The sequence below is a fragment of the Vibrio sp. RM-69-4 genome (assembly GCF_024743775.1).
GTDB lineage: Bacteria > Pseudomonadota > Gammaproteobacteria > Enterobacterales > Vibrionaceae > Vibrio > Vibrio anguillarum.
In genome coordinates, this window is the sequence record NZ_JAMQXI010000076.1 from 771011 (window position 1) to 795667 (window position 24657).

Sequence of the window (24657 nt, forward strand, 5' to 3'; positions counted from 1 at the left end):
TCGTACTTCTTAAAATAGCCCAAGTTGTGGTTGGCTGAGCTGTTCGAAATTCAAGCCAACAAAAGGCAAAATGGCTTCTGCGACTGGCTGCAATTGTTTATCGATATAGTGCTGATAATCGATAGGACTTTTTAAATACTCTTTAGGCTCAGGACCACTCAGTGTGATGAGATATTCGATACGACCTCGATTTTGATATTGTAATGGTCGGCCTAACTGCTGGTTTATCGTATCAGCAAGTCGCGCAGCTCTTACTTGTGGCGGTACGTTTTTTTGGTATTCATGCAGTTTGCGACGCAACCGTTTTTGGTACACGAGCTCATGGTCGAGTTGACCGGTTTGAGTTTGCTCAACGATTTCACGAATAAACGCCGCAGGGTCTTCACCATTAAAAATCATCGAATAAAGTTGGTGCTGAAAGCGTTGTGCGAGCGGAGTCCAGTCTGTTCTTGCACTCTCAAGCCCTTTAAAAATTAGCCGCTCGTTTTCTCCTTCACCGATCAATCCCGCATAGCGTTTTTTTGATCCTGTTTCTGAACCTCGGATGGTTGGCATCAGAAACTTTCGGTAGTGGGTTTCGTATTCCAATTCCAGCATCGATTCCAATCGGTACTCTTCACGCAAGTGGGTCGTCCACCATTGATTGATGTGTTCAACCAGTTGTTTTCCTACGCGATCCGCTTGCTGCTGTGAATATTGACCACCTAAAGAGACAAAGGTTGAGTCGGTATCACCATAAATCACTTGATAGCCTTGCGCCTCAATTAACTTTTTAGTTTGCTTCATGATCTCGTGTCCGCGCATGGTAATACTGGACGCCAAACGAGTATCAAAAAAACGACAACCTGACGATCCAAGCACCCCGTAGAAAGAGTTCATGATGATTTTTATCGCTTGTGAAAAGGCTTTGTTATTGTTCTTTTTCGCCACATCACGCGCAGCCCATAATTTCTCGATCATTTCTGGAAGAAAATGTTTGGTACGGTGAAATTGACCACCACGAAATCCCGTTACCGCTTGATTATCCTCTTTGCCAATCGGAATTTTTAGCCCTTCAATCAAGCCAAGTGGGTCAATTAAAAATGAACGAATGATCGAGGGATATAAGCTTTTAAAATCAAGAAGTAACACAGAGTCGTAGAGGTTAGGGATGGAGTCCATCACATAGCCTCCGGGGCTTGCGACCCAATTTTCGGAGTGTAAGTTAGGTGCGATGTAACCCGCGCGATGCAATTGAGGTAAATAGAGATTGGTAAAGGCGGCGACAGAACCGCCGACGCGATCTAGCTCCACACCCGTGAGACGGGAACGTTCAATGGCGAAATCCAGCAAATGGGTATGTTCAAAGATTTTATTCACTAACACACAATCTTGCAGGTTATATTTCGCCAGTGAAGGTTTGTCTTTTTTAAACATACGGTTGATTTCATCCATTCGATCATGAGCGTTGTGAATCGCTTTTCCTTCGCCTAAGAGCTCCTTTGATACTGATTCCAATGACCAAGAACGAAATTGGTAAGTGGCTGTTTTTAATGTATCAATTCCATCCAACACGACTCGCCCGGGAATGGTGATAAACCCTTGCTGACTCTGGTTTGAACTACGAAAAAAACTGTGCTGTTTACCGCGACCAATCGCAAGTTTTAACTTATGCCAATCGGCTCTTTTGTGGAGTAAGCGAAAATCAAAATCAATCACGCTCCAGCCAATTACTACATCAGGGTCGAACTCAGTGAACCAATCGATGAGAGCATTGAGCAATGCGTATTCGTCTTTCACCCACTGAATTGGGGTATCGCAAGGTTCGGGCTCACCAATCATGATTACGCGGCTGTCCATTGGGCTATCAAAACCAATCGAGTAGAGAATGCCTTTTTCAGAACACTCTAAATCCAGCGAAACCACTTTCAGATGAGGAAGATAGTTGCCCGGTCGACATTTCGCCTGTTCTATTTTTGAGTGGGAAAACGCCTGGGTAAGCCGTCCAGTGATTTCAATGCTGCCTTTAAGAAAACGCTCCATAAGAAAGCGGTCGGCAAGCTTAATATCATCTTCTAACGTCAGAATATGATGTTGCTTTAGTAGTGCCGAAAACTCAGCATGCGTTTGAATCGTTTGACAATAACAACCCGCTAGGAGGGTATGTTCAAAATCTTCCAAATCCAATGTTTTTAATTCGATAGAGAGCTGCCGCTCTAACGCTAATTTTTGCGCTTGTGGTACATCTTTCTGTGGTATGAAGAAAACGGGTTTTTCACCACGGATAATCAGTTGGGTTGGACCTTGAGGCGTACTCAACCACAACTCAATATGAGTCGAGCCATGAAGGTCTCTTGCATGGCGAGTAAGTAAAAAACCGTGTTGAATAACCAAGCGTAATAAATCCAAATAGTCGTAACCTTGGGGGAGGGCATCATATCAGAGCTACGAGGTAAATAACGAATTTCAGTGAGGTGAGTAAGCGGGCGATGGAGATCAAATAACCGTTAATTGGTATGGTGTATGCATTTTAATTTTATGATTTGTTTTGGTTTTGTATTTTTATGAGGCTGGTTGCATTTTTATGTTTAGGTTCAAATTTGTCAAAAAATCATGTAAAAGTCGTGCGGCATCTCTGCTAATATAATTAAGCTTTTGATTTGTTGATGGATTCTCATTGGATGATTAGCCGAACAAATAAGTACTTGCCAAATTTGGGGTTTGAGCACATATTCAGTGTGAGTAAAAACCAATGTTAAGTTAATTACCCGATTGTGAGTTAATTTCCAATTGTGAGCTAATTAATGTGGGCCGCGATGCTGCTATCCACGATTCAGTGGGTGCAGAGCCAATAGATGAGTGTGGAGATACAAGTTTGATAAGTGTTTTCCTTGTAGATGATCACGAGCTGGTTCGCACAGGGATACGACGTATTATTGAAGACGTCCGTGGAATGAACGTAGTAGGGGAAGCTGACAGTGGTGAAGAAGCAGTAAAATGGTGTCGCAGTAATCATGTCGACGTTGTTTTAATGGATATGAACATGCCTGGTATCGGCGGTTTGGAAGCGACAAAAAAAATTCTGCGCTTTAATCCAGATGTGAAAATCATCGTGTTAACGGTTCATACGGAAAATCCATTTCCGACCAAAGTGATGCAAGCTGGAGCCGCGGGTTATTTAACCAAAGGTGCAGGCCCAGATGAAATGGTCAACGCGATTCGCATTGTGAATAGCGGGCAGCGTTATATCTCGCCTGAAATCGCACAGCAAATGGCATTAAGCCAATTCTCGCCAGCTTCTGACAATCCATTTGCTGATCTCTCGGAAAGAGAGCTGCAGATTATGATGATGATTACCAAAGGGCAAAAAGTGACGGATATTTCCGAGCAACTTAGTCTTAGCCCCAAAACAGTAAATAGCTATCGCTATCGACTGTTTAGTAAGTTAGCGATCAGCGGTGATGTTGAACTGACCCATTTAGCTATTCGACACGGAATGTTAGACACCGAGACGCTTTAGTGACTTCTTTGTTCGACTCGGTCGCTTTTCTTAAAACCGTTACCCATCAGCCCGGCGTTTATCGAATGTATAACGCCGAGGCTGATATCATCTATGTTGGCAAAGCCAAAGACCTCAAAAAACGCCTTTCTAGTTACTTTCGAAAAACAATCGACAGTGAGAAAACGCGCGCGTTAGTCAGCCATATCGATAAAATTGATGTCACCGTTACTCACACTGAAACGGAAGCGTTGATCCTTGAACACAATTACATCAAGCAATATTTGCCTAAATACAATGTGCTGCTGCGAGACGATAAATCTTACCCGTATATTTTTATTAGTGGGCATAAGCATCCTCGTTTGTCGTTGCATCGTGGCGTGAAAAAGCGCAAAGGTGAGTATTTTGGTCCATACCCTGATTCTGGTGCGGTTCGAGAGTCGTTACACCTCATCCAAAAAATATTTCCGGTAAGACAATGTGAAGATACCGTCTATAGCAACCGGACTCGTCCTTGTCTGATGTATCAAATTGGCCGCTGCGCTGCACCTTGTGTGAGTCATATCATTGCGGATGAAGAGTATGCTGAATTGGTTAATTATGTTCGATTGTTTTTGCAAGGCAAAGATAACCAAGTACTTGAAACATTAGTGCAAAAAATGGAACAAGCCAGCCAAGCACTGCAGTTTGAAAATGCCGCTAAATTTAGAGACCAGATCCAAGCCATTCGAAGAGTCCAAGAACAACAGTTTGTTTCTGAAGAGACGATGGATGACATGGATATATTGGGATTTGCCCAAGAAAATGGCATCGCTTGCATCCATATTTTGATGATCCGCCAAGGTAAAATATTGGGTAGTCGTAGCCATTTTCCTAAAATTCCGGCTAACACGACTCAAGAAGAGGTGTTTGATGGCTTTTTAGGACAGTATTATTTAAGTCACAATGAAGCGCGTACGATCCCAAGTCGAGTGATCTTAAATGCGGGTCTGCTAGAGGATGAAAAGCCGCTGCAAGAAGCCTTACAGACCCTGGTCGGGCGTAAAGTTTCTTTCCACATCAGCCCAACAGGTGTGCGTGCTCAATATTTAAAATTGGCTAATACCAATGCATTGAGCGCAATAACGGCTAAAATTAACCATAGAATGACGATCAACCAGCGCTTTAAAGCACTTCAAGCTGTTTTAGGGTTGGATAGCATAGAGCGTATGGAGTGTTTTGATATTTCGCACACCATGGGAGAGAGCACGATCGCCTCATGCGTGGTATTTAACCAAGAAGGGCCTGTTAAACCAGAATACCGCCGTTATAACATCACGGGAATTACTGGTGGGGATGATTACGCTGCAATGGGACAAGTGTTAGATAAGCGGTATTCCAAGCAGCTTGACGTGGAAAAAATCCCCGATGTCATTTTCATTGATGGTGGTAAAGGGCAATTGAATCGAGCTTTGCAGATCATCTCTAGCCATTGGCAAGATTGGCCGAAAAGACCGGTGATGATTGGTATCGCCAAAGGTGTTACCCGCAAACCGGGGCTAGAAACGTTGATTACAACCGATGGTGATGAATTTAACCTGCCAAGTGATGCGCCAGCTTTGCATTTGATTCAGCATATTCGCGATGAAAGTCATAATCACGCCATTGCTGGGCATAGAGCCAAACGAGGTAAAACACGGCGTACTAGTACATTGGAAGGCATAGAAGGGGTTGGGCCTAAACGCCGGCAAGCACTGCTGAAATATATGGGAGGGCTGCAAGAGCTAAAAAGAGCCACTGTTGAAGAAATCGCCAAAGTACCCGGTATTAGCCATTCTTTAGCTGAAAACATTTATCAAGCATTGAAACAATAAGAAAAATAACGCAACATAACCGCGCAATCGATAAGAGCCTATAAATATGCGTTTGAATATTCCTAATATTTTGTCTTTATTACGACTTTTCCTTATCCCAGTATTTGTCGTTGTTTTCTATCTGCCTTACGGCTGGGGCCCTTTTGCTGCGGCAATGGTGTTTTGGGTAGCGGGTTTTACCGATTGGTTAGATGGCATGCTTGCGCGAAAACTTGGGCAAACCTCTCGCTTTGGTGCTTTTATTGACCCAGTAGCGGATAAAGTGCTCGTTGCGACGGCTCTTATCTTGATCACCGACCATTACCACAGTCTCTGGATAACGATTCCAGCCGTGACAATGATTGCACGTGAAATCATCATTTCTGCGTTGCGAGAATGGATGGCGGAAATTGGTAAAAGAGCCAGTGTGGCCGTTTCATGGGTTGGGAAGGTTAAGACGCTCACCCAAATGTTTGCATTGTGGGTACTGATTTGGCGTCATGATGATTGGATGGTGTGGGTCGGCTATGCAGCGTTATACATCGCAACCATTTTGACCTATTGGTCAATGGTTCAATACTTGGCGGCAGCTAAAGACGACCTCCTCAATGCAGAACATCATTAAGAAACGGGCTTAGGCCCGTTTTTTGTTCCTCCAATTTCTACAATCCCTTTCACAACATGCATTATTGCTTCAGTTAAAGCACAGTTATCTCGTGTAAAAGGTGGTGAATTTTGCTATCAAATTAACCAAATCTGTCCTTTTTGAATGCAAAATAGCCAAACGGTTTAAAAACTAAAAAAATAATATTGACTCATCGAATCGAATGCGTAGAATGCATCCCGTACTTGAGAGGAACGGAAGAAACAACCCAACCCCTTGATGTTACAGGGGCGCGTTGGCAGAGGGGCTATGCAGCGGATTGCAAATCCGTGGACCTCGGTTCGACTCCGGGACGCGCCTCCATTGCGACACTAGCTCAGTTGGTAGAGCGCAACCTTGCCAAGGTTGAGGTCACGAGTTCGAACCTCGTGTGTCGCTCCAAATTTTGAGGTGTTGAACTTAACGTTCAGTATCTAAAGATGGTGTTACTAAATTTTGTAAACAGCATCGCAACGCAGAATTGCGTGCCCTGGTGGTGAAATTGGTAGACACAAGGGATTTAAAATCCCTCGACTTTCGAGTCGTGCCGGTTCAAGTCCGGCCCGGGGCACCATCTTTTTACTGCTTATGCAGTATGCGACACTAGCTCAGTTGGTAGAGCGCAACCTTGCCAAGGTTGAGGTCACGAGTTCGAACCTCGTGTGTCGCTCCAAATTAAAGCCCTAGCAGAAATGTTGGGGCTTTTTCATCTCTGTCTCACAGCCAGTTTACAACCAACGATATCGTTTTAGAGCAACCTTGCCAAGGTTGAGGTCACGCTTTTAGTTCAAAAGAAAGCGAACCTCGTGTGTCGCTCCAAATTAAAGCCCTAGCGGAAATGCTGGGGCTTTTTCATCTCTGTCTCACAGCCAGTTTACAACCAACGATATCGTTTTAGAGCAACCTTGCCAAGGTGAGGTCACGCTTTTAGTTCAAAAGAAAGCGAACCTCGTGTGTCGCTCCAAATTAAAGCCCTAGCGCCCCCCTACGTTCACTATATTCGTTGACGGTTTCGGACGTGAAATTGAAATATTTTAAGCAAAGCCATCACCATCAAACAGCAGTGCTTCAATTTATGGTCAAATCTCGCATCGTTTTTACTCTCCATCCTCAATTCTAGAATGTTAATAATTTGATAAAGCAACCTTTATCTTGAGTTGTTATTATTTTGTGAAGTGAAATTTCGGCCTACTTCACATAATTTTCGTGCCAACATTTAATTTATGGTGTGAATTATTTGCAAAAGCGTGATTTATATAAACTTATCAATAACCCATTCATGGGAACGATTCCTAATGTGACATTGATCTATTTTTACATTGATTCGGTGAATGTAAACTCCATCCCCGTCAGCAACGTTAAGGGAATACATAAGCAGTGGTTGCTGAGCAATAAAGAGATTGAGCTGTTCATGATTACCAAAGTAGCGTGCTACTTCCCCCGGTGAATGTGAGCCTAACTCATTAATTTTATTGTCTATATCTCAGGATGAGATTCAAGGTGTCAAGCACCAACATAATGATAATGATGACCATAAGGTCGATGGAGTATAAAAAATGAATTTTGCTACCTCTGGTAAACTTTCTCTTGCCGCAATTCTAATTTCAGCCGCACTACAAGCAAACGCAGGTATCAGTGTTGAAGGTGAACAAGGTGTTTTCTCAATCGGCGGTGATGTTGAGTTCGATATCAACCTTCGTGATAAAAATGCCACTGACAAGCAAGAGCTAAATCAAGACGGTCGTCTTTTGGTTCAAATCGCTGGTGAGCGCAGTGTGAGTGGTGACCGTTATATCAAAGCACAAGCACAGCCTTTACTTAAAACAACGGGTGATGTTGAGCTTGATGATGCGTGGATTGCATTTGGTCAGGCAAATAACTGGGAATTGAGAGTAGGTCGTTATGAAGCATTTGATCTATTCCCTGTTGGTCAAGATACTATGCTTGAATACGCAACAGCAGAACCGTATCGAGCGAATGCGGCTCGTGGTCGTGGCGATAACGGCCAAGTCGGTTTTAGTAAGACAGCGGATAATCTTTACTTTGAACTCTCTACCAAATTTGAGAAGAATGCGACTACAGCGGATAAAAATGCTGTGTTCGTACGCCCAGTTGTTGCGTACCAAATCGTTGACTCAGTTCGTGTTGCTGCTGGTTTAGAAGCCAATCTGACTGCAGATGATAAAGATGCTGCGAATGATTTCCTTGGTTATGGCGCGACAGTTAACTATTCTGCTAACGATCTTTCTATCAACGTGAACTATGCGTTCCGTGATTTCGACAAAACTAAACAAGAAGATACGACCATCGGTGCTAACTTACTGTTTAAAGGCTTTGGTCTAGGTCATGTCTATGGTGATGTTGATAAAGGTACTAGCGAGAAGGTAAATACCACTTATGCTTCTTACCAATTTGCTAATGTGATGGATGTGGAAGATTTCTCTGTTTATCTAGGTACTTACTACTCGAAAGTAGACGATACAGAAAATAAAGATCTAGGTATGCGTATCCGTCTAAAATACTTCTTCTAAGTTTTAAAACTTAAGCATTAAATCTCAACTGCTTTTGATGCCTACCGTTCGGTAGGCATTTTTTGTATAAGCAGATGCGATGATTTACAGCTGTTTAAGCATCCAAACATCGCAGCCGTTGTGCTCAGTGCCGTCCATTGGTCGATCCAAATGTATAAATCCGAGTTTTTCATATAACTGAATGGCGGATGTCATACTAGATAACGTATCCAAATAGCAAGATTGATAACCTGCATTTTGAGCAAACGATAGGCATGCTTCACTGAGCATTTTTCCCAGCCCGCAACCGCGACTTTCTGGTAATAAGAAGAGTTTTTTTAGCTCACAGATCCGTTGGCTATGATGAAAGGCTGCAATACCTGCTCCACCGACAATGATGCCGTCACGTTTGGCTACCAGATAAAGGCTGCTGCTCTCTTGCGTATAATGTTGACTCATGTTTTCCACTTCAGCATCAGATGGGCCAAAACCCTCACCTATGGCCCCAAATTCAGCGCCTACAGATTGGATAATTTTACAAATGTCCGAATCATCTTGTGGTTTGATTGGTGTTATCGTGATGTTCATCGTTTCTTCTTAAAAATAGTCATGTTTTTATTATTGTTTGGGGAGAGGGAGGTAATATCAAGAGAGCGGCAAAAATAATGCCGTTTTTTTGTTCAAGAGCAAGCGTCAGTATCATTTCAATTTGGCTTTAGAGGTGGCTTTCGATACTATGTGCAGCTATCTGAAAAATACAAAAACATCCTATATGGACACTACCTACAGGTAGATGAGGAAACGATGCAACATCTAGAAGAGATTATTGCTAATGCGACCGCAGCGATTAATGCTGCCGATTCGCTAGTCGCACTTGATGAAGTGCGTGTTCAGTACTTGGGTAAAAAAGGTGAGTTAACCACTCAGCTACAGAGCCTAGGTAAATTGCCACCCGAAGAACGTCGCGCTGCAGGTCAAGAGATCAACGTTGCGAAAGAAACAGTGCAACACGCCATTGCTACGCGTAAAGATGCTTTGCAGCGAGCAGAGTTAGAAGCCAAACTAGCGGCTGAAACGATTGACGTTACTTTGCCTGGACGCCGCATTGAAAATGGTGGCTTACACCCAGTGACTCGCACAGTTGAACGCATTGAGCAGTTCTTTGGTGAGCTTGGTTTTCATGTTGAATCTGGCCCTGAAATTGAAGACGCCTTCCACAACTTTGATGCGTTGAATATCGCTGCCGATCACCCAGCACGTACTGATCACGATACCTTCTTCTTTAATCCAGATTTAATGTTGCGTACACACACGTCAGGTGTGCAAATTCGCACTATGGAAAATGGTCAACCGCCGTTTCGTTTTATTGCGCCGGGCCGCGTATATCGTAATGACTACGACCAAACACACACACCAATGTTCCACCAAGTTGAAGGTATGTTGGTTGATGAGCACGTCAATTTTGCTCAGCTTAAAGGTATTTTGAACGATTTCTTATGTAACTTCTTTGAAGAAGAAGTTGAAGTGCGTTTCCGTCCTTCTTATTTCCCATTTACAGAACCTTCTGCGGAAGTGGATGTGAAGGGTAAAAATGGTAAATGGCTTGAAGTTCTAGGCTGTGGCATGGTTCACCCGAACGTTTTGCGCAGTGTTGGTATTGACCCTGAAAAATATTCTGGCTTTGCATTTGGTATGGGTGTTGAGCGTTTAACGATGCTTCGTTATGGCGTCAACGACCTACGCGCGTTCTTTGAGAACGATCTGCGCTTCCTCAAACAATTCAAGTAATTCAAGGGTAAACACAATGAAATTCAGCGAATCATGGCTTCGTGAGTGGGTTAACCCTGCGGTTACGACTGACGAACTTACACATCAAATTACAATGGCAGGCTTGGAAGTCGATGACGTTCTTGCTGTCGCCGGTGAATTTACTGGCGTCAAAGTGGGTCACGTTGTGGAATGTGGTCAACATCCGGATGCCGACAAACTGCGTGTAACGAAAGTTGACGTGGGTGAGGAAGAACTGCTTGATATCGTTTGTGGTGCAGCAAACTGCCGCCAAGGCTTAAAAGTGGCGGTAGCGACTGTTGGCGCGGTACTGCCCGGCGATTTCAAGATTAAAAAAGCAAAATTACGTGGTCAACCTTCTCACGGCATGCTTTGTTCATTCAGTGAGTTAGGGATTGATGTTGAATCCGCTGGCATTATGGAGCTTGCAGAAGATGCCATCGTTGGTACTGATTTCCGCGAATTCCTAAGCTTAGATGATGTGACTATTGATGTTGATTTGACCGCGAACCGCGCAGATTGCTTTAGTATTCGTGGCCTTGCTCGTGAAGTAGGTGTATTGAACCGCATTGATGTCACTGAGCCATCGGTCATCGCTGTTCCTGCTTCAATTGAAGATAAAGTCTCTATTGAAGTGAAAGCACCGGCCGCTTGTCCGCGTTATCTTGGCCGCGTGGTTAAAAACATTAATGTTCAAGCCCAAACACCGCTTTGGATGCAAGAGAAGTTACGCCGTTGTGGTCTACGTTCAATTGATCCAGTGGTTGATATCACTAACTATATCTTGCTTGAACAAGGCCAACCGATGCATGCCTTTGATCTTGCCAAGATCGAAGGCGGTATTGTTGTTCGTATGGCCGAGCAGGATGAAAAACTTACGCTACTTGATGGTACTGAAGCTAAGTTGAATGTTGATACGCTGGTTGTTGCCGATCACAATAAAGCATTAGCCATTGCGGCCATTTTTGGTGGTGAAGGTTCAGGCGTTAGCTCAGAAACCCAAGATGTACTGCTTGAGTGTGCTTTCTTTGCACCAGACCATATCCGCGGTCGTGCTCGTAGCTATGGCCTACATACTGATTCATCCATGCGTTTTGAGCGCGGTGTTGACTACGCGTTACAAGTCAGTGCGATGGAACGAGCGACTCAGCTGCTGGTTGATATTTGTGGCGGTGAAGTTGCACCTGTGGTTAGTGTTGAGTCTGAAACGGAGTTACCTAAACCAAATCAAGTCACACTTCGTCGCACTAAACTGGACAGTTTGCTTGGTCATCACATTGCGGATGCTGATGTGGTTGAAATCCTAAAACGTTTAGGTATGAGTGTTGAGAGCCGTGCAGACAGTTGGGTTGCTACCGCGCCAACGTGGCGTTTTGATATCGCGATTGAGCAAGACTTGATTGAGGAAATTGGCCGTATTTACGGTTACAACAATATCCCTAATCAAGCTCCCGTTGCAGCATTGAGCATGAATGACCACCAAGAAGCAAACTTGCCACTTAAGCGTGTTCGTCATTTGTTAGTTGACCGTGGTTACCATGAAGCGATCACCTACAGCTTCGTTGAGCCAGAGCAGCAGAAACTGATTGTTCCAGATGTTGAACCACTCATTCTGCCTAATCCTATTTCTGCTGATATGTCGGCGATGCGTTTGGGCTTGATCCAAGGTCTATTAAATACCGTGGTTCATAACCAGAAACGCCAGCAGCCACGCGTTCGTTTGTTTGAATATGGTTTGCGTTTTATTCCTGATGTCTCGGCAGAGAACGGTATGCGCCAAGAGCCTATGCTCGCGGGTGTAATATCTGGTACTCGTGGTGAAGAGCACTGGAACATGGACACCGCAACGGTTGATTTCTTCGATCTAAAAGGTGACTTGGAAGCCATTCTTGATTTAACCGCCAACGGCAAAGCTTACAGTTTTACTTCTGTTGCACACCCAGCGCTGCACCCTGGGCAATCGGCCGCCATCGTTGTCGATGGTGAGATTATTGGGGTGATAGGCACTGTTCATCCAGAGCTTGAGCGTAAGTTTGGCTTGAATGGCCGCACCATCGTATTTGAACTTGAATGGTCAGCGGTGAACACCCGTGTAATTCCAGAAGCTGCATCACTGTCTAAGTTCCCAGCGAACCGCCGTGATATAGCACTGGTTGTTGATGGCGCCATTGCTTCAGGTGATATTGTCGATGCATGTCGTAACGCTGGTGGTGAGCTTCTAAAAGAGGCGAAGCTGTTTGACGTTTATGTAGGCAAAGGGGTTGAAGAGGGCAAGAAGAGTTTAGCGATTGCGTTGATGCTTCAATCGACTGAACGTACTTTAGAAGAAGCCGATATTGCAAGCGCTGTTGAATCGATTGTGACTTCAGTAGCGGCACAGTTTGGTGCAGCCCTGCGCGACTAATTCAGAAAGTAGCCTAAGTATATTTGAGCAGGTTCAAGTTGGGCCTGCTTTTTTATATGCAATTTAGTGACAGGTTAGTGTTAAACAAGTCTATGATTTAACAGGTTATAAATTTTTTTATCAGAAATCGATATCCATTCAAAATAGTATGAAATTCTGAAAATGTTGGCTGTTATGATATAACTAACTAAATTGTCAGTGTTTTTTCTCAATCTTCGACGTCTAATTGTATAAATGCAGCCAGTATATGCGCTTATTTTGATGAAACTATTAATATTGTTGCGAATAAAAAAGTTGGCGAAAATCAGAAGCTTGGCATACACTTTTCAGGTAAAGCCGATATCTTATTGATTGGCTAAGCGAAAATGCTTTGGCGCTGCTTAGAAGCAGCAAGGTTTAACATAGCTTTGAGGGAAGTTTTATGGCGCTCACAAAGGCCGAATTGGCTGAAAACCTGTTTGAAAAGCTTGGATACAGTAAACGGGATGCCAAGGAAACGGTTGAAGTGTTTTTCGAAGAGATTCGCAAGGCGCTTGAAAGTGGCGAACAGGTAAAACTATCTGGTTTTGGTAATTTTGATCTACGAGACAAAAACGAGCGTCCGGGTCGAAACCCAAAAACAGGTGAGGATATTCCTATCTCCGCTCGACGTGTCGTAACGTTCCGCCCAGGGCAGAAATTAAAAGCCCGAGTCGAGAACATTAATGTCGAAAAATAGACCGAGCAATAGACCACGCTATGCGTGGTCTTTTTTTTTCTGTTTATGGTGAGTTAAAGGTTCTGAACGTATTAGGCTGCTTGAATATGAGTGGTGATATACGGCTGCCAGGCGTTTTGGTAGAGTTCGATAGATTGGCGACGAAACTGGTTAATTTGCGCCTTTTCAATATCATGTAACGCTCGCTTCTCTAATGCGGCGACACGTTCAAACTTCTGGATCTGTTCATAGAAACGATGCTCGGGGCCATTTTTCACATCGGCAATGGCTTTAAGATGTAATTGTACTTCTGCAATAACATTGGTTTTAGGAAGTTGAACCAGTAAGTTTAAATCACGATAGCCTGATGCGGCAGGCGATTTAAAGCGGTTCTTTACTTTTACGATGCTGGCTTCTCGGCTTAATACTTCATAAGCCTCGACTAAGCTTGGCACATCATTTGCCACAAGAGTGGTTCTGGCTAAATCTGTGATCCTATCAGCTCGTCCACCTAATTCATGTTCTATTTTACTTAATGCTCGGTCACGTGATTTCACGCCAGAAAAGTGAGCCTCTGTTGATGTCAGTAAAGCAGTACTTCTGCACAATGTTTCAAGTTCACGTTGAGCTTGGTGAGCTTTACTGTAGAGAATTTCAAAGTCGTTGTAGGGTTGCAAAGGCTGGTTGTTGGTGGACTGGATGCCATATAAACCGCTTAAACTATGCTTGAACAGTTTAGATGAGAGTTGGTTTTTCGATTCACCAACTTTGGCATCACTTTCTGAATTGAACGGAACGGCTGCAAAGGCAGGGGCTCTGCTTAGTACTAAAAGCATCAGTGCCGTAGTACGTAAAAATAGGCTCATTCATTCTCCTTAACTTAGTCTAGGTAAAAGGTGAAACCAAAATAGACCTAAACACGTGATAACCAGAGTCGCTGCTATGAGATCTTGGGATGAAGAAAGTGAACTCAATAGCTCGTGGAACAATTAATCCATAATTTTGCGCTTTATCACAGGTCTTATCTTCAGATGCCTCGCCAGGCTATCTGTTCAATTTGATGTGTTACCAAGTGTATCTAATAAGGATGAACCAAATATGAACATCTTTATCTGTCTTTGTGCTGTTTGTTTAACCCGTTGGGGATTCACTTATTAGTCAGTAGCATGTACTTTGTCTGGCTGTAGATTTTAATCGTAGAGCACGAAGATAATGAAAGACCCCGAGTTTTGGCACAAGAAATGGGCCTCCAACCAAATAGGATTTCACTTAGAAGATGTGAACCCATTGTTGATCGAATATTGGCCTCAACTCTCACCTCAACGAAATGAAAGTGTATTTGTACCATTGTGCGGAAAAAGTGAAGATTTGATATGGCTCGCTTCCCAGCATGAACAGGTTCAGGGTGTAGAGCTGAGTGAAATTGCCGTTCGTTCCTTTTTTGCCGAGCATTTTTATACGCCAACGGTCACTCGCTTAAATGGAGCGCATGAACTGTATCAGTTTGATGAACTGATGATTTATACCGGAGATGTTTTTAGTGCGCCGCTAAAAGCGGTTGAGCTTATCTACGACAGAGCGGCGTTAGTTGCGCTGCCCCCTGAAATGCGAAAGGAGTACGTTACTCGCTTGCTTTCATTGTTGAAAGAGGGCGGAAGGGTGCTGCTTGTGACGCTGGATTACGTTCAAAGTGAAATGATGGGCCCTCCATTCTGTGTCGCCAAAAATGAAGTTGAGTCGTTATTCACTGACTGCAAAGTGACGTGTCTGTTTCGTGACGATGCTGATGAAAATAACCCTAAAATCAGTCAACGAGGATTAAGCCGTTTTGCTGAAGTCGTGTGGTTAATTGAGAAGTAACAGACTATGCTTAAATCGTTTATTTATACATCTTATACAACAATAAATAGGTAGGTTTTAGGCGTTTGATGAGAGCAAGCCATTACGTCTATATCAGCCGCTCTAATACTAAGGAAAAACTATGGGTTTGTTTAGTCGGAAGCCAAACAGCAATCAACAGTCTAAAAAGAGCAGTGATGAACTGGTGGTTGATTCAATAAAACGCACGATGGCTTATATTGAGTTTGATCCACAAGGACATATTCTGACTGCCAGCTCCTCATTCTTACAAGTGTTGGGCTATTCATTATCGGAAGTGGTGGGCCAGCATCATCGAATGTTCTGTGAAAGTGAATTTGTTAATGCGCCTCAATATAGTCAACTTTGGCAAAATTTAGCGCAAGGTAAAACTCATGCGGGTACGTTTTGCCGTTTAACTAAAAGCCATAATAAAGTGTGGATTGAAGCTACGTACATCCCAGTAAAAGATGAGCAAGGAAAAGTGGTTAAGGTGGTGAAGATTGCCAGTGATGTCACTGCTGCAAAAGAGAAATTGGATAGACAAGTGGCCGTATTTGAAGCTGTTGATAAGTCAATGGCTGTGATTTCTTTCACTCCCGATGGGACGGTTGTAGACGCGAATCCAAACTTTCTGTCCTGTGTTGGGTACAAATTGCAAGAAATCGTTGGTAAACACCACCGATTATTTTGTGATGATCTATTTTACAAGAAGAACCCGAATTTTTGGGCGTCGCTTGCCAGCGGCCATTTTAAAACGGGATTATTTAAACGTTTTACAAAACATGGCGATGAAATTTGGTTGGAAGCAAACTATAACCCCGTATTTAGTGAAGATCATAAAGTCATTGGTGTGACTAAGTTTGCAACTGATGTCACGCAACGAGTACTGCAAGCTCGGGCGATTAAAGATGCAGCAGAAGTGGCGCATCACACCTCACAAGAAACGGTACATATTGCTCAACTTGGGACGGGAACGCTAGCTGAAGCCGCTTCCATTGCTAAAGAGATTGATAACGCGATCACTAAGGCGAATACGTCAATGACGCAACTGGCCAACCAGTCGCAGCAAATCACCAAAATTGTAACCACCATTACAGGCATAGCAGAACAGACTAATTTGCTGGCGCTCAATGCCGCTATCGAGGCTGCGCGTGCTGGAGAGTATGGCCGGGGTTTTGCGGTGGTTGCTGATGAGGTGCGCTCATTAGCCTCCAATACCACCAAAGCGACCGATGAAATTGGTAATATTGTTAAGCTCAATAGCGAACTGACCAACAGCTCGACATCGATGATGGGGGCAATTCAAGGCCAAGTCACGGCATGTAACAGCAAACTGGAAGAGACGCAAAAGCTGATTGATGAAATGAGAAAAGCCGCGGACAGTGTGGTTGGTACAGTCAGTGAACTGATTAAAGAGTAAGGCTCTGCAGCGAGTATTGTTGGTGAGGTAAATGAAAGCGAGCCTAGTGGCTCGCTTTGCGTTTTTACAGAATCACTTGCACGCTTTTGGCACATTGAATTGCGTTGTGCAAAGCCTGTTTGAGTTCTTTATCTTTCGCCAGAGCAACCCCAAGTCGACGGCGTCCATCAATGTCTGGTTTACCAAACAGACGAAGTTGAGTATGCGGGATAGACAGTGCTTCATTTATTCCATCAAATTTAAGGTTAGTGGAGGTGCCTTGACCTAAAATAACCGCAGATGCCGATGGTCCATATTGGGTAATACTATTGATTGGCATACCCGTGAACGCACGCACGTGTAACGCAAATTCAGACAGCTCTTGCGAAATGAGGGTGACCATTCCCGTATCATGTGGGCGAGGGGACACTTCATTGAAGATAACATTATCGCCTTTGACAAACAGTTCAACACCAAATAAGCCGTAACCACCGAGTGCATTAACCACTTGTTCTGCTACATATTCAGCGGCTTTAATTGCGTTAGCCGACATCACTTGTGGTTGCCATGATTCGCGATAATCCCCTTCCTCTTGTCGATGGCCAATGGGAGCGCAGAAATGGACACCATCAACCGCTCGAATCGTCAAGAGAGTAATTTCGTAGTCGAAATCGATAAAGCCTTCGACGATCACTCTCCCAGCTCCACTGCGGCCACCTTCTTGAGCGTATGCCCAAGCGCGGCTAATATCCTCTTGCGTCTTAATCACACTTTGGCCTTTACCTGATGAACTCATCACAGGCTTAACTACGCAAGGCATACCGACATGCTCAATCGCCAGTACAAAATCATTATAGTCATCAGCAAACTGATAAGGAGAGGTAGGTAAGGCAAGAGTTTCTGCGGCTAAACGGCGAATGCCTTCACGGTTCATCGTCAATTGAGTGGCCGTTGCGGTGGGGACCACGTTTAAGCCTTGCGCTTCCAGTTCAACCAGCTTGTGAGTGGCAATTGCTTCAATTTCTGGCACCACGTAGTCTGGTTTTTCGAGTTCGATAATGGCTTGTAGCGCATCGCCATCGAGCATATCCAATACGTGGCTACGATGCGCCACCTGCATTGCTGGAGCGTTGGCGTAGCGATCACAGGCAATCACTTCTAAACCAAGGCGTTGGCATTCAATTGCCACCTCTTTGCCCAATTCTCCGGAACCAAGCAGTAAAACGCGGGTGGCATTTTCACGTGTAGCAGTACCAAACATAGTGAATCCTTACATTCAAGCAATAGGTAATAGCGAAAACAGCCAAAATCATACTAAAATTAAGAATAAAAGCAAACGTTTGCCTTTGTGATGAGAGATGAGTAATTTCCTGTTCGTGCTGTCGATAGAGTGGTTTGTGTAATACGCAGTAAACGAACTCATATCTGTACAAAATTAAGGCTGAAATAGCAATTAATGTGCAGTAAACAGCATTCGAGAAACTGCGTTAAGAATATGAAGTAATTTCAGTCTAAGGTTTATGTGGGATTGACTAAGAAAAAGACACCTATGGCTATGAAAACTTTCTTACGTTTGCGTTTTATAACTCTACACACGAAAACTGCTCTGTTGTTTTCTGTTGGGTTGGTTGGGATCATTCTTAGCAGCTTATTTATTACTCGCCACTTTTTTTTATATAGTTTGAATGAACTTGAATCAATTGAGATTCATCGAGATAGCAATCAAGCTCAGTCGGTCATTCAAGATCTTTTAGTACAGCAAGAAAAGCGTTCTTATGATTGGGCTTATTGGGATGAAACTTATCTGCTGCTGTTGAATGGCGACACTCAATTTGCTGAGCGCAACTTGTATCCTGATTCCCTCGATACTTTAGGTTTAGACGTTTTGGCTTTCATCACCGAATCCTCGCAATTGGTTGAATACTTATGTCGGGATATTGAACCTGGCACAAACTGTTCGTTAGTGGAACAGTTGATACGCTCACAAGGTGTGAGCGACCATTTAATTCAGATGCATCACACACTTGATGAGGATAAAACTAGCCGATCTGGCCTCATCCGTGTGGAAAATAGTGTGTGGGTGGTGAGCCTAACTCCGGTGCGTAACAGTGAAGGTACGGCTGATGTTGTGGGGTGGATGCTATGGGGACAGCACTTAACCCGCCGTTTCCCTTCTCAGTATCAGAACCTACTAACCGCTAAAAATGATATTGTAGTTACCGATGCTCCTGTGATTTTACCTGTTAGTCATAATCAAGAAGGTATTGAAAGAGATCAAAATAATATCACGCATTACACCTTACTTAGTGATATGACAGGGCAACCTATTGGCTATCTAAAAACCTGTGCTCAGCGGCTTTACTATCAAAAAGGGAACGAAACTTTTTATTATTTGATTTTGACGATCATCATTGCGGCCGGCTTTGTCGCCGTGGCTACTTTTGCTCTGTTTCGCAGCAAGGTAGCCAAACGGTTTGAGAATTTTGAGCGTGGGATCAATCAGCTGATTGAAGAGAGTGCATTCTCTTCACAATCGAGTGATAAACAAGATGAGTTTGAACGAATTACCGAACTTGTCCGTTCGCTTGCTGCCTCATCCTCCTTGGCGGAAGATAGGCTTAAAGAGACGTTACAGAAATTTGATGCACTCTATCAAAGCCAAAATCTCGGAATGTTGCTGGTGGTTGATCGCTTCATTGTCGATGTGAACCAAGCCTTGTTGGATATGCTTTCTTATTCTAGAGATGAGTTGGTTGGAAAGGTTTTAGATGAGTTTTGTATTATACAAAATGATGTGGTGTGCAGCAGTGAATTACTCTACCAAAATATAGAACAAGGGATGCGTGAATTTGAGGGACATGTTGTTACAAAGGGTCAGCAGCGTTTAGAGTGTCTTATCGAAGCTACATTGATAGAACAACGTGGGCATCGCTCTATCATGCTATCGATTACTGATATCAGCGAGCAAAAGCAGCAAGAGCAGCTTATTTACGACCTTACCCATTGTGACCCAGTGTCAGGTTTACTTAATCGTCCAACGATGATGAGCCAAGTCCAGCCTTTGATTGACAATCCGACCGAATGTGGTGGGTTTTCCATGCTCTACCTACGGGTTAAAAGACTAAAAGAAATTTCAGAAGTGTATGGACACAGTGCTTACGATATGGCCGTTAAACATTTTTCGGCTACGCTTAGAAACCGTTTCAACATGTCCATAATGGGACGAATTAGTGAATATGAATTTATGGTGTGTGAGTTGGGTAACGGGGCAACCTCTTTTTTGATTCATAGAGGCACTAAGCTTATCGATAGTTACAAGAGGAAGACTGACATTGGCGGCTTGGAACTCGATTTGAGTGTGGAAGGTGCTGTGATTGATTCACAATTGGCTATCGATTCTTTTGAAACTTTGGTTCAAAGTGGTTTTTATGCCATTCAACAAACAGAGAAAGCTGGAGCCAGCCTGGTTGTTTCAGTGACACAAGAATTGTTTGTTCATGCCCAGAAGTCGTTAGCGATCAATCGAGATCTCATCTCAGTTGTGAAAGATGGCCATATTATTGCTTACTATCAGCCGATTGTTCGTGCAGACAGTGCCGAAATCATTGGCTTTGAAGCTCTGGCTCGCTGGAAGCACCCTCAACTTGGTATGGTTTCGCCAACCGTATTTATCCCTTTGGCTGAGCAACGTAAAGTGATCATTGAATTGGGAGAGCAGATACTAGGCCAAGCCTGCCAATTTCTTAGCGAACTGCAAACGCAGTCGCAATTTTCGTTGGGTAAACGGCTAAGTATTCACGTCAATCTTTCTAGCCCGCATTTCTACAGTAAAAAATTGGTCGGGTACTTATCAGTATTGATTGAAAAATATCAAATTGAACCGTGACAATTAGTGCTCGAATTGACGGAAAGTATGTTGTTGGGGGCTGAAGAAGAGACGATCAAACGCATGGATGCGATAAAAAAACTTGGTATACAGTTGGCGCTTGATGATTTTGGTACGGGGTATTCCTCGTTTAGTACATTGTGTGATTTTCCATTAGATATAGTGAAGTTAGACCAGTCTTATATTTCCACATTGGAATCCAATGACAAAGCCAAAACCTTGGTGCGCAGTATTATCAATATGTCGCAAGAGCTAGGCTTAACTACCGTGGCTGAAGGGGTTGAAACTGCTTCGCAGCTGCGCAAACTCAAAGTCTGGAATATTGATGAGATCCAAGGCTTCTATTTTTACAAGCCGATGAGTAAACAAGAGGTGTTCGATAATTTGTTGGGCGGAAAGGATATGCGGTAAAACCTGCACCATCAAAAGGCAAAAATCCCCATGCGCTGGGGATTTTTCACTAGAGCGCCTAAACCACAAGATAGGAAAGAGGAATGTCTGGGTTAATTACTTCCAAGGTGGCTTGAGTATCGGCTAAATGGCTAATACTGCCATCAGACATCTCAACTAATGCGGCTGCGACAATATTATCAAAGCGTTGGCCATCCATCATTAACTGAACAAGAGCAACTTGCAATGGTGGTAAGCTTGGGTTGAATGCGGCATTTTCAGCATACGCACCGACGTAGGTTTTACCATTCTCAACTTGCAGGGCAACACCACTGAGATTGTTGGTATAGGGTGCGTAACTGCGGTTTAGGCCATTAAGAGCTAAGCCAATGAGTGGGTCATCTTCGCTAGTTGTTTTGCCGTGGTTAGCGTCTGCCATTAGACCAGAATCAACACCTAAATCGGCAGGACCAAATGATTCAGGTAGGTACTCTTGCAGTGACTTCTCATCACGCTGTGGTAGCTGAATGGCAAGCGAGTCTGCGGTCGTAAGCTCATTCATAAACTGACGGCAGTGCCCACAAGGGCTGAAGTTGATGGTAATGTCAGCAACGCCTTGTTCACCTTTCATCCACGCATGGCTGATGGCACATTGCTCGGCGTGTACGGTTTGGCCCAATTGCGCACCGGAAAACTCCATATTCGCGCCAAAGTACAAACGGCCCGATAAACCTCTGACGATGGCTCCCACGTAAAAGTTTGAAAGTGGTACATAAGCATAGGCGGCCGCAAAAGGCAGCAGTGCAACGCGCAATTCCGCATCGTCTAAGCCAGAAAGAGAAAGCAGTTGGTTGAACTGTTCTGGTGATAGGGTTGCGTCAAAATCATCGCACAGCAGAATGGGCGACAAAAATTCTGCAACGGGTTTTGGCGTATCAGCTAGCGCCTGTTCAATACGGCTTTTCATAATGAGTCCTTATCTATGTATTGAGGAATATTCTAGGCGAAGAATGAAATTTTACCGAGATTTAAGTCACGTAATTTAATGTAACGTAATTTTGGTTTTCACATTTAGAGTGAGGTCACACATGAAATCGATTACAGTCAGCCTTAGAGTGAGACACGTCTACAATCAAAATCCATGAGTAGACGTATCTTTGATTTCTGTTGGCACTCTATAGCGTGGACAACCACATTGAAAAAGCAAAAAAACTTGGAGCAAGTATCGATGTGATTACGCCGCACACGACTAATGCAAGTGAACTAAATGCTGCGTCACGTGGATCTTTTTCAGCGCAGGTTGCTGTGCCCAGCGCATGAGATACGGTGCCCATGGTTAAGCCTTTGGCAATTGGATGCGTAATGTTGAGAAGGTTGTAGATAGGGTAGGCGAGAATTGCGCCAAACAGCCCTACAATGACCACTAAAACGGCGGCAATGGCTGGCTCTCCACCGAGGTTACTGGAAACTTCCATCGCAATCGGTGTGGTAACTGATTTACCCAGTAGGCTGGCGATTAAATGTATATCCGTTTGAAGATAAACAGCAATTAAGCTGGCTGTGAGCATTGACATAGCACTGCCCACCCCGCAGGCGAGGGCAATGATGCGCCAATTTGAGCGGATCTGAGGCAGTTGTTCATAGAGAGGATAAGCCAGCGCCACCACAGCCGGTTGCAACAGAAAGCTCAGCCATTGGTTATCAGCATAGTAACTGGCATAAGGGATGTTAAAAAATAGCAAGATAGGAATGATGATCACAAGGCTGAGCAGTAACGGATTCATTATGGCCGTTTTGCATTTTTTACTGATCCAACGTGTCAGGAAAAAGACCGCAATCGTGAGCAATAACCACATCACTTATTCCCCTTTTTCAAAAAACGATCCAGCCCTAAACCCAGACAAACTAATACGATCAGCGTACCGCCCACCGCGCTGGCAAGAATCGGGATGGCGTTACTCATCAATAAATCAAAATGCTCGATTAATCCGACACTGATAGGGACAAATAAAATGACCATATAACGGATAAAAAGACTGGCACTGGGTTTTACCCATTCGACAGGCACGAGCCCACTTGCCAATAAACTAAACAGAATTAGCATTCCGATAATACTGCCCGGAATGGTGATGCCAAGCCAATGTTGAAGATTGATACCTGCCATCAGGCAAAGGAAAATCAGCCCCATAGAGACCAAATATTTTGCAATGGTATTCACAATAAAAGTCGGTGCCTTGTTGTGCCTAAACTATTTTCGGAAATGGAATCGCAGCGTGTTGGTTTGAAACCTGACAGCGCGAAAACCTCGTACATTAACTCGCGATGTCTTCGACATAACGGTAAACGGATTTTAAAATAGCCATTTTCTTTTCGTCACTGCTGTGGGTGTGAACTAAGTTCTCTAAATTGAGCATGTACTCTTCAAGGTGGCTTTCGAAATAATCACGACAGTGAGTTGCCCAACGTCTTTGCTCTTCGTCACTTAATGTCAATGGGTAATGGCGAGCGCGGTAGCGAAACAGCAAGGGTTCGATGCGCTTATCGCTAAAACTAATGTCTAATGCGGCGAGGTTGACTGGGTCAGCTTGGCGAATGATCTCCATCGCCGCTTTGTCGGCTGGAGAGAAGAAACCGTCGTAGAGTTGAGTATCGACATCGTCACTGTGCTTATATTCGCGCTCAATTGTGTAGAGGCCAATCAGCTTTTCTCTGATCTCTGGGTACTGCTTGATGAGCGCTAAGTGTTCAAGACACAGGTTTCTATCGACCCCGATATGGTCTGCATTTTCGGCCGTTAATGTTTTGGCCGGCGCAAGGATAGGGCATTTATTGAGATGCACTAATTTGATGGGCACTGGCAATTCATCTTCTGCCAACTCTTCGCGTTTGGTATATAGACGTTGATGCAGTTCTTCGCTGCTTAAATCGATCAGGGGTTGAGGGTTTTTGGCAAGGTCCACCACAATAACCGCATTTTGATTGGTGGGATGCCAAGCAATCGGCACGATCCAACTGGTGTATTGGCATTCTCGGCCTAACATACCCGATACGTGCATTAAAGGTGTCATGTTGACGATATCAATCAGATCATTGAGTTTGCGTTTATGGCGCATATTAAAAAAGTAATCAAACAACTTGGGTTGGGCGGCTTTTACTTTTTTGGCTAGCTCAATGGTGGCGATAACATCGGCCATAGCATCGTGGGCATTCGCATGTTCGATGCCATTGGCAACTGAGAGATGCTCCAGCTTAAAACTGGTAAAGCCTTCGTCATTTTCGGGCCAGTTGATGCCTTCTGGGCGTAGCGCATGGCAGGCGCGCATCACATCAAGTAAATCCCAGCGTGAATTGCCGTTTTGCCAGCTCCAAGCATACGGATCAATGAAATTACGATAGCAAGTGTAACGCGTTACTTCATCATCAAAACGAATACTGTTGTAACCAAGACTGGTGGTGTTGGGTGTGGCGAGTTGTTGATGAATTTTGGCGATAAATTCAGGCTCTGGCAAGCCTTGGGCCACCGCTTTTTGTGGAGTGATACCCGTAATAAGCGCCGCTTCTGGAGAAGGCAGATAGTCCGCTGGTGGTTGGCAATAGATGACCAGTGGTTCGCCAATAATATTAAAATCCATATCGGTGCGAACGCCCGCAAATTGGCTCGGACGATCTTTCGCAGGGTTGACTCCCCACGTCTCATAGTCGAGGAAAAAGAAAGTAGGCGGGTGCTCTTGTCGCATTCGATAGTATCCAGTCGCTGAAATTTAAGGTTT

17 protein-coding genes, 4 tRNA genes and 1 pseudogene are annotated in these 24657 nt (G+C 44.0%); 14 read left to right on the forward strand and 8 right to left on the reverse strand.

Going from position 1 to position 24657, the window contains the following annotated elements:
- Positions 1–9: 9 nt before the first annotated feature.
- A complete protein-coding gene (locus tag NB504_RS15745) occupies positions 10–2373 on the reverse strand; it encodes a DNA polymerase II (protein ID WP_258429404.1) in 2364 nt (787 codons plus the stop codon).
- A gap of 481 nt (positions 2374–2854) precedes the next feature.
- Between NB504_RS15745 and uvrY the strand changes: the two genes are divergently transcribed.
- The 8 genes from uvrY to NB504_RS15785 all read left to right on the forward strand — a co-directional run bounded on the left by uvrY (position 2855) and on the right by NB504_RS15785 (position 8484).
- Entirely contained in the window at positions 2855–3499 is a 645-nt protein-coding gene (uvrY, locus tag NB504_RS15750; RefSeq protein WP_026028128.1) for a UvrY/SirA/GacA family response regulator transcription factor, read from the forward strand.
- Positions 3499–5331: an excinuclease ABC subunit UvrC gene (uvrC, locus tag NB504_RS15755; protein WP_258429273.1), complete on the forward strand. Its 1833-nt coding sequence runs from the start codon at positions 3499–3501 to the stop codon at positions 5329–5331. Before uvrY ends, uvrC begins: the two co-directional genes overlap by 1 nt.
- Positions 5332–5377: 46 nt before the next feature.
- Positions 5378–5935, forward strand: a complete 558-nt coding sequence (gene pgsA / locus NB504_RS15760) for a CDP-diacylglycerol--glycerol-3-phosphate 3-phosphatidyltransferase (protein WP_013856615.1) — start codon at positions 5378–5380, stop codon at positions 5933–5935.
- Positions 5936–6203: 268 nt separating this feature from the next.
- Positions 6204–6277: transfer RNA gene (locus NB504_RS15765), tRNA-Cys, on the forward strand.
- A gap of 2 nt (positions 6278–6279) precedes the next feature.
- A tRNA-Gly gene (locus NB504_RS15770) sits at positions 6280–6355 on the forward strand.
- A gap of 85 nt (positions 6356–6440) precedes the next feature.
- A tRNA-Leu gene (locus tag NB504_RS15775) sits at positions 6441–6527 on the forward strand.
- Between the two features lie 23 nt (positions 6528–6550).
- Positions 6551–6626, forward strand: a tRNA-Gly gene (locus NB504_RS15780).
- A gap of 883 nt (positions 6627–7509) precedes the next feature.
- Complete coding sequence (locus NB504_RS15785) at positions 7510–8484, forward strand: carbohydrate porin (protein WP_088728926.1); 975 nt, start codon at positions 7510–7512, stop codon at positions 8482–8484.
- Positions 8485–8568: 84 nt separating this feature from the next.
- Here NB504_RS15785 and NB504_RS15790 read toward each other — a convergent pair whose 3' ends face one another.
- Positions 8569–9051, reverse strand: coding sequence for a GNAT family N-acetyltransferase (locus NB504_RS15790; protein WP_088728925.1), 483 nt, complete (start codon positions 9049–9051; stop codon positions 8569–8571).
- A 216-nt stretch (positions 9052–9267) separates the two neighbouring features.
- On the opposite strand from NB504_RS15790, the gene pheS reads away from it, so the two are divergent.
- From pheS to ihfA, 3 genes are all read left to right on the forward strand, one after another.
- Complete coding sequence (pheS, locus tag NB504_RS15795) at positions 9268–10251, forward strand: phenylalanine--tRNA ligase subunit alpha (RefSeq protein ID WP_017044058.1); 984 nt, start codon at positions 9268–9270, stop codon at positions 10249–10251.
- A gap of 16 nt (positions 10252–10267) precedes the next feature.
- Positions 10268–12655 carry a phenylalanine--tRNA ligase subunit beta gene (gene pheT, locus NB504_RS15800; RefSeq protein ID WP_258429274.1) on the forward strand — a complete coding sequence of 796 codons (2388 nt, stop codon included), beginning with the start codon at positions 10268–10270 and terminating at the stop codon, positions 12653–12655.
- Between the two features lie 421 nt (positions 12656–13076).
- Entirely contained in the window at positions 13077–13373 is a 297-nt protein-coding gene (gene ihfA, locus NB504_RS15805) for an integration host factor subunit alpha (RefSeq protein WP_010319630.1), read from the forward strand.
- A gap of 71 nt (positions 13374–13444) precedes the next feature.
- Here ihfA and NB504_RS15810 read toward each other — a convergent pair whose 3' ends face one another.
- Complete coding sequence (locus NB504_RS15810; protein WP_017044849.1) at positions 13445–14218, reverse strand: phosphoribosylglycinamide formyltransferase; 774 nt, start codon at positions 14216–14218, stop codon at positions 13445–13447.
- Positions 14219–14564: 346 nt separating this feature from the next.
- On the opposite strand from NB504_RS15810, the gene NB504_RS15815 reads away from it, so the two are divergent.
- On the forward strand, positions 14565–15212 hold the full coding sequence (locus NB504_RS15815) for a thiopurine S-methyltransferase (protein WP_258429275.1): 648 nt from the start codon (positions 14565–14567) through the stop codon (positions 15210–15212).
- Between the two features lie 121 nt (positions 15213–15333).
- Positions 15334–16632 (forward strand): PAS domain-containing methyl-accepting chemotaxis protein, encoded by a 1299-nt coding sequence (locus tag NB504_RS18480; RefSeq protein WP_309303450.1) that lies wholly within the window; start codon positions 15334–15336, stop codon positions 16630–16632.
- Between the two features lie 64 nt (positions 16633–16696).
- Here the strand turns inward: NB504_RS18480 and purT are convergent, their stop codons facing one another.
- Positions 16697–17872: a formate-dependent phosphoribosylglycinamide formyltransferase gene (gene purT, locus NB504_RS15830; RefSeq protein ID WP_258429276.1), complete on the reverse strand. Its 1176-nt coding sequence runs from the start codon at positions 17870–17872 to the stop codon at positions 16697–16699.
- Between the two features lie 261 nt (positions 17873–18133).
- On the opposite strand from purT, the pseudogene NB504_RS15835 reads away from it, so the two are divergent.
- Positions 18134–20908 (forward strand): annotated as a pseudogene (locus tag NB504_RS15835) (EAL domain-containing protein).
- Positions 20909–20966: 58 nt separating this feature from the next.
- On the opposite strand, the gene cdd reads toward NB504_RS15835, so the two are convergent.
- The 4 genes from cdd to sbcB all read right to left on the reverse strand — a co-directional run bounded on the left by cdd (position 20967) and on the right by sbcB (position 24624).
- Positions 20967–21854 (reverse strand): cytidine deaminase, encoded by an 888-nt coding sequence (cdd, locus tag NB504_RS15840; protein ID WP_017047013.1) that lies wholly within the window; start codon positions 21852–21854, stop codon positions 20967–20969.
- 208 nt (positions 21855–22062) lie between these two features.
- On the reverse strand, positions 22063–22743 hold the full coding sequence (locus NB504_RS15845) for a CidB/LrgB family autolysis modulator (RefSeq protein ID WP_010319624.1): 681 nt from the start codon (positions 22741–22743) through the stop codon (positions 22063–22065).
- Positions 22743–23075, reverse strand: a complete 333-nt coding sequence (locus NB504_RS15850) for a CidA/LrgA family protein (protein ID WP_033197434.1) — start codon at positions 23073–23075, stop codon at positions 22743–22745. Before NB504_RS15850 ends, NB504_RS15845 begins: the two co-directional genes overlap by 1 nt.
- Before the next feature lie 124 nt (positions 23076–23199).
- The gene (gene sbcB, locus NB504_RS15855; RefSeq protein WP_017047014.1) at positions 23200–24624 is read right to left on the reverse strand and encodes an exodeoxyribonuclease I; all 1425 of its coding nucleotides are present in this window, start codon (positions 24622–24624) and stop codon (positions 23200–23202) included.
- Positions 24625–24657 lie beyond the last annotated feature (33 nt).

Coding starts and splice junctions, on each gene's coding strand:
- pgsA (WP_013856615.1), top strand. CDS start 5,378: ATGCGTTTGAATATTCCTAATATTTTGTCTTTATTACGACTTTTCCTT.
- NB504_RS15785 (WP_088728926.1), top strand. CDS start 7,510: ATGAATTTTGCTACCTCTGGTAAACTTTCTCTTGCCGCAATTCTAATT.
- NB504_RS15790 (WP_088728925.1), bottom strand. CDS start 9,051: ATGAACATCACGATAACACCAATCAAACCACAAGATGATTCGGACATT.
- pheS (WP_017044058.1), top strand. CDS start 9,268: ATGCAACATCTAGAAGAGATTATTGCTAATGCGACCGCAGCGATTAAT.
- pheT (WP_258429274.1), top strand. CDS start 10,268: ATGAAATTCAGCGAATCATGGCTTCGTGAGTGGGTTAACCCTGCGGTT.
- ihfA (WP_010319630.1), top strand. CDS start 13,077: ATGGCGCTCACAAAGGCCGAATTGGCTGAAAACCTGTTTGAAAAGCTT.
- NB504_RS15810 (WP_017044849.1), bottom strand. CDS start 14,218: ATGAGCCTATTTTTACGTACTACGGCACTGATGCTTTTAGTACTAAGC.
- NB504_RS15815 (WP_258429275.1), top strand. CDS start 14,565: ATGAAAGACCCCGAGTTTTGGCACAAGAAATGGGCCTCCAACCAAATA.
- NB504_RS18480 (WP_309303450.1), top strand. CDS start 15,334: ATGGGTTTGTTTAGTCGGAAGCCAAACAGCAATCAACAGTCTAAAAAG.
- purT (WP_258429276.1), bottom strand. CDS start 17,872: ATGTTTGGTACTGCTACACGTGAAAATGCCACCCGCGTTTTACTGCTT.
- cdd (WP_017047013.1), bottom strand. CDS start 21,854: ATGAAAAGCCGTATTGAACAGGCGCTAGCTGATACGCCAAAACCCGTT.
- NB504_RS15845 (WP_010319624.1), bottom strand. CDS start 22,743: ATGTGGTTATTGCTCACGATTGCGGTCTTTTTCCTGACACGTTGGATC.
- NB504_RS15850 (WP_033197434.1), bottom strand. CDS start 23,075: ATGGGGCTGATTTTCCTTTGCCTGATGGCAGGTATCAATCTTCAACAT.
- sbcB (WP_017047014.1), bottom strand. CDS start 24,624: ATGCGACAAGAGCACCCGCCTACTTTCTTTTTCCTCGACTATGAGACG.